Genomic DNA, 12,665 nt, shown 5'->3' with positions numbered 1-12,665 from the left:
TGTCCCCATCCGCTGAAACCGGCCGTCAAGCAGCATGGCAATACGGTCGCCGGTTTGTTTGGCACACGTAAGATCATGCGTTATGATGATAGATGAGGTTTTGTAATTAGCCTGAACCTCGTTTATCAGGGAGTTTATTTCTATGCAGGTTATAGGGTCAAGTCCCGCGGTAGGCTCATCATAAAGCATAATTTCAGGGTTCAATATCAACGTACGGGCAATGCCAATACGCTTACGCTGCCCGCCTGAAAGCTCTGATGGCATTTGGTTAATAGTATGTGAAAGCCCAACAGCATCCAGTACACTTTCTACATTCTTATTTATTTCGGCACGGGTAATTCCCTTGCGGTTACGCACCAGCGGAAACTCCAGGTTTTTACGAACCGTCATGCTATCATAAAGCGCGCTGTTCTGGAAAGAGAAGCCTATTCTTATACGCAGTTCCTGCAGTTCGCGCTCACTAATGGCGGTTACATCATTGCCTAAAACCTCAATGCTGCCTGTATCAGTTGATAATAAACCCGATATTAATTTTATTAGTACTGATTTGCCCGTACCCGAGCGGCCCAGCACAACAAGGTTCTCGCCCTGGTAAAGGTCAAGATCAATGCCACGCAATACTTCATAATCACCAAAAGATTTTTCAACCCCCCGTATTTTGATGACCGTGTTGTCTTTATCGATATGTGCCTTTTGTTTTTCCATATATTATTATCGGAACCAGCCGGCTATTTGTACAATTAAAACTTCTTCAATAAACACCAGGAACATAGCAGTTACCACGGCTCCGTTAGCGGCTTTACCCACACCTTCGGTACCTTTGGTAGAGTTATAGCCCTGGTAGCAGCCCACAATGCCTATAGTAAAACCAAATACAATGGCTTTACTTAATGATGCCCAAAAATCAACAAAGGTTAGCGGTTCAAAGGCCTGCTCCATAAAGGTGCTGTAACTGGTGCCTTCGTTCTGACTAACGTTCAGGTAGCCGCCCAATAGCGCTATAAACGCTGTGTAGGTAGCCAGCAAAGGTATGGTAATAGTGGTAGCGATAACACGCGTGCAAACTAAAAATTTAAAAGGTTTTGTGCCCGATACCTCCATGGCGTCAATTTGTTCGGTAACCCGCATTGAGCCTAATTCGGCACCTATGCTTGAGCCTACTTTACCTGCAGCTATAAGCGCGGTAACCAGCGGCGCCAGGGCTTTCATAACAGCAATGGATACCAGCGATGGCAGCCATGATGTTGCACCAAAATCTGTTAACGACGGGCGGCTTTGCTTGGTGAAAATGACCCCTACAATAAAACCGGTTAATGATATAAGCGTAAATGAACGTACACCTACCTCATAGCATTGCCTTACAACCTCCTTAAGTTCATAAGGAGGCAGAAATACTTCTTTAAAAAAACGCAGTATAAAGCAGTAAACCCTATACAGCATTATAAAGAAAGCCGCTACTTTATCCTTTAACCTTGTAAAGCGGGAAGGGGCGAATTTGGTGATGCTTTTTGTGGTGGCCATTAATGGGGCAAAGGTATAACTTATGTAGATATAGATTTAAGTATCAGTGCAAATTGTGATGAAACTTGTTTGTAATTACACAATTATTACATAATACAGACGATTTGACCGCCATGGATATATGGTCAAATTTACTGCCGTGCAAAAATGATATAAAACAATGGATTACACAATATGAATTTTATAACGATATGATACCTTAAATATTGGCATTACAGAAACACTAAAACTTAATTATGCCCCACCTGTTCATAGTCGTATATAAATCAAATACATATGAACGCATATCAACAAAAATGGGTAAATGTATTAAGGGCAGCCAATGTTAAAGATTGGAAGATTGAAGCCCGCGATAATGATATAACCATAGAAATGCCCAACATAACCGATCTTAAATTAATAAGGGATAACCTGCCCCAAACCTTAGCCGCTATTTCTTTAGATATTAATTTGCCGCATGAAAGGCTGAAATTTATCTTTCATAACGGACATGAAAATTTTGAGTATGTATTGAACCCTAATGAGGCAGATTTAAACGAAGGATAAGCAAATCAGATTCTGGCTTTTGTAGAAAATACAGTAACGCAGATGCCCATTACAGCTATCAGCGTAAACGATGCCCTTAATGAAGCCAGCCCGGCTATAAAACCAATAACGGGCGGGCCAATCAAAAAGCCCATAAAGCCAATGGTTGAAACCGCAGCCAGCGCCACTCCCGGCGACATGGTTTTTGAACGCCCCGCCGCACTGTAAACCAATGGAACCACTGATGATACACCAAAGCCTACCAATAAAAAGCCGGCTAATGCCGTAAATAAATATGGGAAAACAACTGCTACAAGTAACCCGGTAGCGGTAAGCATCCCGCTGATCTGTAAGGTGCGTTTTAAGCCGAAACGATGTGCAAACCAATCGGCAATGAAGCGGCCGGTAGCCATGGTAAGCATAAAAGCAGTATAACCTGCACCTATCCAGGCACCATGTGCAAGCACTACTTTTTTAAAGTAGATAACGCTCCAGTCAAACATGGCCCCTTCGCAAATAAGGGAACAAAACGCGATAATACCCAGTTTAATAAGGGAATTATCAGGCATAACAAAAACCGGCCCGCTGCTGGCTACTTTGTCATTTTTTAAATAACCCGAAACCAGTGCTATAGTGATGATGATGATAATAAAAACAAGACCGAAGTGGTAAAAAGGGATAATGCTCTTACCTATCATGAAAGTGCCGATTCCTGCCCCGGTAAAACCGGCCAGACTCCAAATACCATGGAAGGATGCTAAAATGGGTTTCTGGTAAAGTTCTTCGGCAGCTACGGCTTGCGTATTAACAGATATGTTTACCGCGTTGCTTGCAAAGCCAAAGAGCGTTAGGCAAATTATAAGCTGAATGGTGTTTTGGGCCAGCCCCAGGGTAACCAGGCAGCAGCTATAAACAATTAGCGCCCCAATTAATAATTTGCGACTCCCTATTTTGGTGATCACCCATCCGGAAAAAGGCAGCGAGCACATTAAGCCTACAGGCATGGCAAACAATACGCCACCCAGGGCGGCATCGCTCAAATTAAGGTTTTGCTGTATGGTAGCAATGCGTGATGCCCAGCTGGCAAAGCATAAGCCTGTCATAAAAAACATGGCGCCTACTGCAATGCGCAACGTTTTTCTTGAAAAATGGTATGTAGGTAATAGTGCTTCCAATACGTTATAAAGGCGCTTAGTGTATATTATACACCATTAATGTGTATATGCAAATATAGCTTAATAATTACTTATTAAATACTATCATTATTATACATTATCAGCAATCGCCATCGGGGCCGCAAACGGGGCCATCAATCACCTCAAGGGCCGGCCTGAATTCGCTATAGGCCTTTTCCAGTGTTTCTGTAAATACGGGTACCGCCTGCGCACCTGATACCGCATATTTGCCATTCATTACAAAGAAAGGTACGCCTCTGATCCCTAAATATGATGCTTCGGCAATGTCGTGTTTTACAGCATCGGCGTAAGTATTGGCGGTAAGGGTTTGTTTTATTTCTTCGGCATCAAGTCCTATTTCTGCACCCAATTCGGCAAGGGTATCTGCATCATCCATGTTTTTGCCATCGGTGAAGTAGGCTTTAAATAACTGCTCTTCGGCGGCAGCGCCTAAACCATGCTTTTTGGCAAGATGAGTGAACTGGTGCGCATTAAAGCTATTGGCCACAACGGCATTATCCATGTTGTATGTTAAACCAACTTCGGCAGCCATTTCTGTTACATGGGCGTTCATTTGCTGTGCATACTCCAGTGTCCAGCCTTTTGCATCAGCCAGGTACTGGTTTATATTAACCGATGGATCGGTCTTCAGATCCGGGTTAAGCTGAAAGCTCTTCCATTCAATTTCAACTTCATCTTTATGTGCAAACTGCTGTAATGCATCTTCAAACCTGCGCTTACCTATATAGCAAAACGGGCACATCACATCAGACCATATCTCAACTTTCATACGCTTAAATATTTTGCATAAAACTACGGCAAATACTCATTATCAGCGTAAGCTTAAAGTCAAAATAGCGTACTTGGACGTCTTTGCGAGCAATAGCGAAGACAACCGACCGCAGGGAGCTCATTAATGCCATCAAGAAAAATCAAACTCATTAATAATCCCCGACATGCTTGTCACCTACTTTTCTATCGGGAGATTGCTTCGTGCCTCGCAATGACGCGCGGGGAAAGGGGGTATCCTCAGCTTGTTGAAGGACGCGCACAAAGGCCCTGCCCAGCAATGTGGTTCGACAAGCTCACCATGACAGCTACCTCCTTACTTCCCTGTTGTATCCCGTTCTGCCAGGTCCATGCCACATTTTGAGCATGTGCCGGGCTTCTCACTGGTAACTTCGGGATGCATGGTGCAATAGTATTTGCCTTTGGGCTTGGCGGTTTCTTGGGCGTTTTTGTTTGTGGTGTTATTGCAGGCGCCTACTCCTATGGTAAGTGCTGCAAATGCTAATATAATGATGGTTCTTTTCATGGTTATTTGTTTTTTATAAATGAGGCAAAGCCGAATAAAGATACTACCAATACACCCAGCGCTGCAAGCATGCTTACCACATCACGGATGTTTTTGCCAGCCCAGCTCATGCCAAAATACTTGTGCAAAAATATAAAGGAAAATCCTTCTGTGCGGTCAATGCTGGCAACTTTTGTGGCCAGCTTTGATGAAGTGGTTTCAATATACCAGTTCTCGCCCCCGGGATACTCCACTTTCTCAACCGGCAGGCGTTTATTAATAAAGCCGTATTCGTTATCAAACTGGCGGATCTGGGTAATAGTTGGCTTACCTTTCACCTGTTTTAATCCTATAGCTTGCAGCCTGAAATAATTACCTAAATAAGCTGCGTACTGTTTATCGCCATCGGCTAACTGCTTGCCATCAGCTGCGCTAAAGTAAAGCACTTCTTTTTTATTGGTGCTTACCTGGTAATAGGGTTTGTTAAAATAATTAATGAGCGATACCTTTTTTATGGTGCTATCAGCAATAGGCAATTGCAAATTAGATACAAGCAGGTCTTTCCGGTTAATGAGTTGTTCATAAGTCTTCTTCTCCGGATCAATGTTATGCAGCTTAACCAGCAGATGGAATGCGCCACTGGTAATAAAGGTGAACATCACAAAAGAGACGATTAAACCGATCTGCCTGTGAAAGCGGTGCACAAAGCGGTTATCTTCCTTTCCCGTTGCTTTGCGGTTTTGCTGCGCCGCTTTAAATTTCTTCCAAAAGAAACCATAAACAGTTAAGCCGCTTAACAGCGATAAAAACATGATGCTCACAATAACCAATAGCACCACAATGCGGAACTGCTCGCCGCCAATGGCTGCCAAAAACGCCCAGGTATGGAATTGCTCAAAAAACCACAGCATGGTTTTACGGGTGTTATTATTGAACGTTCCCATGCGGCTATGGCTGGTTTCAATGTAAACGTCCATACCATCGGGCCGGTTGAATGAAATTTTCCAAACAGGTAGTAAGCGATTAATAGGCTGATACTGCGCATCAAATGTTTTTTGCAGGCTGCTATTCTTTACTGCCGATGTAGAATCCTGCGTAAAATATCTCGCCAGGAAAGTGGCATATAGTTGGTCGCCATTTTTGAGGGGAGCGCCATCATCCGCAGAAAAATAATTGTAAACGCTGTCCTTACCCAATACCTGGTAATACGTTTGCTTATTAAAGTTCACCATGTTAAAATTCCTGAACACGGTAATGCTGTTTTTATCCAGCACCTGCTGAATGGACAAGACCGGTTTCATCTCGCTTTGCGATATGGGCTTAAACACCTCCAGTGCAATAACGGGCCTGAACCAGTTAGACATAAACGGATGCGACAAACCGCTCAGTGTCCAGAAGATGACGGGGATAAGGGCCGTTAAGCCCAATATCCTATGCCATTTATAAAAGTTTTGTTTTGCTGTTGCCATCTTAATTTTTTGAGAAGGAATAACTAACCCCCAATGTGTAAATGCGTGGCGGTGCCGCGTTATAGGTATCGCCGTATTGGTTGCTGGTAACCGTTGTGGCGTAAAGCTTGTTGGTTAAATTGAGCACATTACACCAAATCCCCATGCCTTTTAACACGCTGCTTTTTACATCGTACCCCAAACGCAGGTTATATATATTATAACCCGAATAGGTTTTTGTATTAGCCGGATTAGTAAAGTAGGAGTTAATATGCTGCCACTCCGTAGCTATTCTAAACCCATTGATGCAGGCCGGTTTGTAGGTAATCTCTGAGTTGGCTATCCAGGCGGGGGCGTTGTTCATGCGGTTGCCGTTGTAAACCGTAACCGTGCTTGTGCCTGTACCAAAGTTAGTAGCCACTTCGCTGTAATCAACATAGGTATGTTTGGCATTGGTGCCGCTGAACCTAAAACTCAGCTCGCTAACAGGCGCGTAAGCTACAGAGTACTCAATCCCACGGTGACGGGTAGCCCCCGCGTTTTGGTTTTGGGTAGTATTGTCTGGTAGTAACTGGTTAATAATTTCGTTACGGCCTTCCAGGTCATACAGGGTTACTTCTACATACATTTTTTTGTTGAGCGCCGTGAACCAGCCGCCTGCCTCGTAGTTATTAAACGTGGCCTGTTTTAGCGGGGTAAGCTGCCTTGCACTGTACAGGTCGCCGGTCTCCGGTGGTTGGAAACCCACACTGTAGTTGGCATATAAACCTTTGTTGTTCCCAAAATTGTAGGTAAGGCCCAGCTTTGGTGCTACAATATTAAAGTCGTTTGTTTCCTGTTGTTTGTACTTGGTGCTGCCAGCCGGGATGCCATTTGTAAAGTTATAATGGATCCTGTCGTATCGTAAACCCATTACAATTCTTAGTGGTTCGGCGGGTTTTATTTCATACTGGGCGTAAGCTGCCGTGTTGAACAGTTTAATACGGTAATCATCAATAAAACGGCCGGTATTGGTATAGCCGGTGTAATAATTGTTCTGCACATCTTTTTGTATGTCGAGATATTTGGCATAATACGAACTCGGACTATTATCAGCATAAACACCCACAATTAACCGGGAATGCAAAAAATCCAGATCCTGCCTGTGTTGTGCCAGCAGGCCCAGGCTATGAAAGCTTTGGTCGTTCTCCTGCCCGTTAGAGCTAACGTAATTACCCGCATTGTCCCTCACATCAGATATATAGTAACTGGGCAATTGCGCGGTTGAGTTATCGCGGTAAAACAGTGTCAGGAAAGTATTGCTCCTGTCGCTCCAGGAATGCTCTAATTTAGCATTCGCCCTAAAAGCATTAACCTTGCGGTAAGTGAAACGCTGGTTAGCGCCATAGCTGCGACTGTAAAAATGCGCGCTATCCAAGCTGCCCGGGGTTTGGGTGTTAAGGTAGTTGTAAGCTACAGATGCAGTGAGCCGGGTTGCGTTATCAAAATCATAAGTGGTTTTGAAATTTCCTGATCGTTTATCAAAATCAGAATAATCCTGCCAGCTATCTTTTTGATGAGCAATGTATCCACCCACGTACAAACCAAACTTGCCGGTGCTGAAACCGCCATCGGCATCAACCCTGCGGTAGTGGTAGTTATCGCCCTGTACAGATACGTTGCCGGCATAGCCCGCAGGTGGCCCCTGGGTAATAAAATTGATGGCCCCGCCAATAGCATTGCTGCCATAAAGTGATGATGCCGGGCCTTTTATCACCTCAATATCGCGCACACCGCTCATGTTGATCTCGTAAAGCGAGTTATGGTTAAAAATTCCGGTAGGGCGAATAGGCAAACCATCTTCCATATATAAATAAAGCGCGTTATAAGTAATAGGCTGGCGGATGGCCATTGTATGCTGCTCGTTCCCAAGATTGACCATGTAAACACCGGTCACTTTATTTAAGAGCTGATAAAGCGCGGTAGCTTTGGTATCATGAATTTGGGTAGCGTTGATCTTACTGATAGCGATAGGGGCATCCTGCCTTGCCTGGCGTTCCCTGCTGGCAGATATGACCACCTGCTGCAGGTTAACGGTTGATGGTTCCAGCATAACGTTTACAGGATTGTTGCCTGCAAGCGTGTAAAGTTTATCGGCATAACCTATTATAGTAAAGCGTAAAGTTGTAACGCTTTCGGCTTTTATAGTGAATTTGCCTTTGGCATTTGTGGTTGCAAGGCATTTGCCGGTTGTGGCATTGCCCACCATAACACCGGGAATGGCTTCATTAGTGTGGGCATCGGTAACGGTCCCGCTTAAGTTTTCCTGGCCGTAGGCTATCGCCGAAATAAACGACAATAGCAGGTATAGTAGAATAGATAGTTTCATAGAATGGTATAAGATTGCCCGCGGCGGTAAGGCCGCGACAATAAATAAGCTACAGCCATGTGCGCAAATGGCACGGCAGATAAAGGGCGTTAAGCCATCATCTTAAACTGTAATAAATATTAAATGAAGAAAAGTGCGGTCTATGAAACCTGTGGAGGCTGAAACACAGAGCGTGGCTGCTCAGGGAGTTTAATACGGTAATTAGGTACTGCTATTACCGACAGTAAAACGGAATGGAACTTAATTACAACCGGCCGGCTGTAAAATGCTTCCTGAAAAAGGTTTTTCTGCGCCTGCCTGTTTTCGCTGTTTTGTTTGTCTTCGGCTTGCTTTATCTTTTTCATGAAATAGCACTTGCCGTTACAATGCATCCAGGGTTTAGCGCGGTTTTCGCAAAGCTTGGCGGCAATATAATTTTTATTCAATTCAAAACCTGCGTAAACAAATAAGCGCGTAAAGTTTGCCGAAACCAGCGAAACAATTAATAAATATGCGATTATACGTTGCATGCGGCGCAAAGGTAAGCTATGTAGTTTTAGATAGCAACATTTCATTCCTTGTTTGCCGGTACATAGCAACAAAAAACCCCGCCCGGTTAGGCAGGGTCCGTATTCTTTTATACAAAGAAATTATTGTGCTTTTCTTACTAATTTGCTGTGCAGGTGGTCGTCGCCTACCTGTATGTTCATTGCAATTGAATCCGGATAGCATTTGCCGGTATGCGGAATTTCCATGCCCTGTACATTTACAGTAAAGGTAATTGCATCGCCGGCAATTTTACCATTTTCAATAGCTACCTCGCCTTGTGGTGAATTCGCAGTTCCGGTAAGTTTTTCGCCATCAGCCTTAAAAGTGTAGCTCAACGGGATAGTGTTGCCGTCGGTCATCTTAAGGTCGCCGGTCCATGTTCCTGCAATGTCAGCAAATGTGGCTGCCAAACATATCATAAAGCAGCAAGATAATAAGGCTGTAGTAAAGATTTTTCTTTTCATATGAGTTTATTTAATATCGACTTAAATGTATGCTTTTTATTAAAATAAATTATGAACAATATATTAATTTTAATAGCAATAGCTTCATCCGGGCAAGCACATGCATTGTCAACAAAAGCCTCATATAAGTAAGCAGTAACGGCTTATATTTATTCAAATTTATCTGCCACTAACCAAATCTTTTTATCTGTCATTTCTTCGGCTTCAAACGTTAGGGTAACTTTCCCGTCCTTGCCTTCTATTGTTACAGTAATATGCTTTTCATCGCCTCCATCACCTGAAACGGTGCTTTTAACCACCAATTTACCTTCTTTGTAAGGAATTTTCCAGTCGCAGATTTTTGACGTTATTGCCCCGGTCATTTTATGTTCTTCATCGCCGGGCACAATGGTTATATCCGTTTTAGTGATAGTAATTATAGCTTTTTCTGCCTTGGATTTTATCACCTTACCATCGTTATCAATGTAAGAGGTTGTTGATGAAGTTAAGGTTGCGGTTTTGTCGCATTGCGCGTAGGTTACTGTACTTGCTGCCACCATTAAAAGCAGGGCAAGTATCAATTTCTGTAAGTTGTTTTTGGTTTTCATTTTATGATGGGTTTAAATTATTCAAACTTATTAGCTACTACCTGTATCTTTTTGCCCTGCAATTTATCAGCCTCAAATGTCACTGTAACCTTGCCGTCCGTTCCTTCAATAGTAATAGTGGCATTTATATCTTCCCCTCCATCTGTGAGGACGGCTGTAATAACAGTTTTGCCAACTTTAAAAGGGGTTGTCCAGTTGCAAGTGTATGATTTTACAGGTCCGCTGGTAACATGATCCTCTCCGCCCGGTGCAATGGTAATGTTGGTTTTATTAAAAGTGATAACGGTTTCTTCGTCCTTAGTTCGTTCAACTACACCCTTATCGTCAAGGTGATAGGTTGTTGATGACGTTATGGTATCGGTTTTGTCGCATTGCGCATAGCTTATCGTACTTGCTGCTACCATTAAAAGCAGGGCGAGTATCAGTTTCTTTAGGTTGCTTTTTGCTTTCATTTTGTGATTTGTTTTAATATTATCAAAGATATATGTTTTATATAGTATTATGCAATACAAAGTACTATATAAATAAATTGTGCTGTTTATATATTTGATTATCAGTAATATAATTTATTGTGTCGATTAGACGAAGGCTTTTTACCTTAGGTTACAGTCTTGAAACGGCTTTTGTGAATAAAAATTTATTAGATGTTTCAGCTGCTTACATCTTCCCATAAATCCCTATATTTTTTTAGCTTTACCCTTAAGTAAAATACTATTCCATGAAAAAGCTTTTCTTTTTGCTTTTTACCTGCAGCAGTTTATCTGCTTTAGCGCAAAAGCAAGACTATCCTATACAGCCAGTTGCTTTTACCAATGTAAAGCTGACCGATCATTTTTGGACATCGCGTATAGAAACCAACCGTACTGTTACTATCCCTGCTTCGTTTGACCGTTGCAAAACCACCGGCAGGGTAAAGAACTTTCAAATGGCTGCCGAGGGGAAAGGCAAGTTTTGCACAACCTATCCGTTTGATGATACCGATATTTATAAAACCATTGAAGGCGCTTCCTATTCGCTTGCCCAGCACCCGGATAAAAAACTGGACGCCTACCTGGATTCTTTAATTGTTATTATAGGTAAAGCACAGGAGCCCGACGGTTACCTGTACACCGCCCGCACTATAGACCCGCTGCACCCCCAGGCATGGGCCGGGGCCGAGCGTTGGATAAATGAACAAAACAATAGTCACGAATTGTATAACAGCGGCCATATGTTTGAAGGAGCCGCCGCACACTACATGGCTACGGGCAAACGCAATTTTCTGAATATCGCTTTAAAAAATGCCGATCTGCTGGTGGCAACTTTTGGCCCCAATAAAAAGCATGTAGCGCCTGGCCACCAGGTGGTTGAGATGGGTTTGGTAAAACTTTACCGCATTACCGGTAAAAAGGAATACCTGGACCTGGCTAAGTTTTTTATTGACGAGCGCGGTAAAAAACAATACAATAAAAAAAGCAAGAACGTTTGGGAAAACGGTACCTATTTCCAGGACGATAAACCGGTAATAGAGCAGGACGAAGCCGAAGGGCATGCTGTGCGCGCCATGTACCTGTACTCGGGTATGGCAGATGTTGCAGCACTTACCGGCGATAAACAATACCTGGCCGCCATTGACAAGATCTGGGATAATATGGTGGGCAAAAAAATGTATGTGCAAGGCAGTATAGGTGCCGTTGGCGATGGGGAGCGCTTTGGCGCTAATTATGAATTGCCTAATGCAACTGCTTATAACGAAACCTGCGCCGCTATTGGTAATGTTTTTTGGAACCAGCGAATGTTTTTATTGCACGGCGATGCCAAATATATTGATGTGCTGGAAAAGACCCTGTACAATGGTTTAATATCAGGCGTGGGGTTAGATGGCAAATCTTTCTTTTACACCAATGCCATGCAAATACAGGATAATTTTAACCACCCGGATATTGAGCGGGAACGTGCCGGATGGTTCACCTGTTCATGCTGCCCTACAAACGTGGTAAGGCTGATGCCTTCAATACCCGGCTATATATACGCCCAAAATGGTAAGGATGTATTTGTGAATTTATTTATAAGTGGCACCGGCAATTTAAAGGTGAACAACAAAGCAATAGCAATAACGCAACAAAATAATTACCCCTGGGATGGTGGGCTGGCCTTTACTATAAACCCGGCAGCGAGTATGGATCTGAACCTGAAGATCCGTATACCGGGCTGGGCGCAAAACCAGGCTATCCCATCAAATTTGTATAGCTACCAACAGGCATCTACCCAAAAGGTAACCATAAAATTAAACGGCAAACCGGTTAGTTATCAAATGGAGCATGGCTACGCGGTGATCAGCAAAAAATGGAAGAAGGGAGATAAGGTAGAAGTAAACCTGCCGATGGCTGTACAGCGTGTTATTGCCAACACTAACCTGCCCGAAGATAGCGGAAAGATTGCCCTGCAGCGCGGCCCGCTCATGTATTGCGCCGAGTGGAAGGATAATGACGGCAAAGCATCAAACATTATTATTCCGCAAAACACTGCTTTTACTACGCAGTACCAGCCGGCATTGCTTAACGGGGTTACCGTTTTAACAGCGGATGTTAAAGGTGTAAATATTGCAGGCGACGGGCAGAACATATCTACCCAAAACCAAACCTTTACGGCTATACCTTACTATGCCTGGGCCAACCGGGGCAAAGGCGAAATGACGGTATGGTTTCCGCAACAGGTAAAGTATGTTGATCTGCTGACGCATTAAGGTATCACAATAATTACCCCCCGCCTAACA

At 43.4% G+C, this 12,665-nt stretch carries 12 protein-coding genes and 1 pseudogene; 2 read left to right on the top strand and 11 right to left on the bottom strand.

Annotated elements, in window-relative coordinates:
- Nucleotides 1-225 precede the first annotated feature (225 nt).
- Both WC743_RS13360 and WC743_RS13355 read right to left on the bottom strand, forming a co-directional pair.
- A pseudogene (locus WC743_RS13360) lies at nucleotides 226-705 on the bottom strand (ABC transporter ATP-binding protein); the annotation flags it as partial.
- Nucleotides 706-711: 6 nt separating this feature from the next.
- Nucleotides 712-1,440 carry an MlaE family ABC transporter permease gene (locus WC743_RS13355; protein ID WP_373012729.1) on the bottom strand — a complete coding sequence of 243 codons (729 nt, stop codon included), beginning with the start codon at nucleotides 1,438-1,440 and terminating at the stop codon, nucleotides 712-714.
- Between the two features lie 357 nt (nucleotides 1,441-1,797).
- Here WC743_RS13355 and WC743_RS13350 point away from each other — a divergent pair, with 357 nt between their 5' ends.
- Complete coding sequence (locus WC743_RS13350; protein ID WP_373012510.1) at nucleotides 1,798-2,067, top strand: hypothetical protein; 270 nt, start codon at nucleotides 1,798-1,800, stop codon at nucleotides 2,065-2,067.
- A gap of 5 nt (nucleotides 2,068-2,072) precedes the next feature.
- On the opposite strand, the gene WC743_RS13345 is transcribed toward WC743_RS13350, so the two are convergent.
- The 9 genes from WC743_RS13345 to WC743_RS13305 all read right to left on the bottom strand — a co-directional run bounded on the left by WC743_RS13345 (nucleotide 2,073) and on the right by WC743_RS13305 (nucleotide 10,362).
- Nucleotides 2,073-3,221, bottom strand: a complete 1,149-nt coding sequence (locus WC743_RS13345; RefSeq protein WP_373012509.1) for an MFS transporter — start codon at nucleotides 3,219-3,221, stop codon at nucleotides 2,073-2,075.
- Nucleotides 3,222-3,321: 100 nt separating this feature from the next.
- Nucleotides 3,322-4,011 carry a DsbA family protein gene (locus WC743_RS13340; RefSeq protein WP_373012508.1) on the bottom strand — a complete coding sequence of 230 codons (690 nt, stop codon included), beginning with the start codon at nucleotides 4,009-4,011 and terminating at the stop codon, nucleotides 3,322-3,324.
- Nucleotides 4,012-4,326: 315 nt separating this feature from the next.
- Nucleotides 4,327-4,536, bottom strand: coding sequence for a heavy metal-binding domain-containing protein (locus WC743_RS13335; protein WP_373012507.1), 210 nt, complete (start codon nucleotides 4,534-4,536; stop codon nucleotides 4,327-4,329).
- 2 nt (nucleotides 4,537-4,538) lie between these two features.
- On the bottom strand, nucleotides 4,539-5,984 hold the full coding sequence (locus WC743_RS13330; protein WP_373012506.1) for a PepSY domain-containing protein: 1,446 nt from the start codon (nucleotides 5,982-5,984) through the stop codon (nucleotides 4,539-4,541).
- A gap of 1 nt (nucleotide 5,985) precedes the next feature.
- Nucleotides 5,986-8,331, bottom strand: coding sequence for a TonB-dependent receptor (locus WC743_RS13325; protein WP_373012505.1), 2,346 nt, complete (start codon nucleotides 8,329-8,331; stop codon nucleotides 5,986-5,988).
- A 140-nt stretch (nucleotides 8,332-8,471) separates the two neighbouring features.
- Complete coding sequence (locus WC743_RS13320) at nucleotides 8,472-8,840, bottom strand: hypothetical protein (protein WP_373012504.1); 369 nt, start codon at nucleotides 8,838-8,840, stop codon at nucleotides 8,472-8,474.
- Nucleotides 8,841-8,960: 120 nt separating this feature from the next.
- Nucleotides 8,961-9,323, bottom strand: coding sequence for a hypothetical protein (locus WC743_RS13315; RefSeq protein WP_373012503.1), 363 nt, complete (start codon nucleotides 9,321-9,323; stop codon nucleotides 8,961-8,963).
- Between the two features lie 149 nt (nucleotides 9,324-9,472).
- Nucleotides 9,473-9,910 (bottom strand): hypothetical protein, encoded by a 438-nt coding sequence (locus tag WC743_RS13310; RefSeq protein WP_373012502.1) that lies wholly within the window; start codon nucleotides 9,908-9,910, stop codon nucleotides 9,473-9,475.
- Nucleotides 9,911-9,927: 17 nt separating this feature from the next.
- Nucleotides 9,928-10,362, bottom strand: coding sequence for a hypothetical protein (locus tag WC743_RS13305; RefSeq protein ID WP_373012501.1), 435 nt, complete (start codon nucleotides 10,360-10,362; stop codon nucleotides 9,928-9,930).
- Between the two features lie 266 nt (nucleotides 10,363-10,628).
- Between WC743_RS13305 and WC743_RS13300 the strand changes: the two genes are divergently transcribed.
- Nucleotides 10,629-12,635: a glycoside hydrolase family 127 protein gene (locus WC743_RS13300; protein WP_373012500.1), complete on the top strand. Its 2,007-nt coding sequence runs from the start codon at nucleotides 10,629-10,631 to the stop codon at nucleotides 12,633-12,635.
- Nucleotides 12,636-12,665 lie beyond the last annotated feature (30 nt).

This window comes from Mucilaginibacter sp. (assembly GCF_041660805.1).
Classification (GTDB): Bacteria; Bacteroidota; Bacteroidia; order Sphingobacteriales; family Sphingobacteriaceae; genus Mucilaginibacter.
This window is presented reverse-complemented; position numbering and strand designations above follow the sequence as displayed.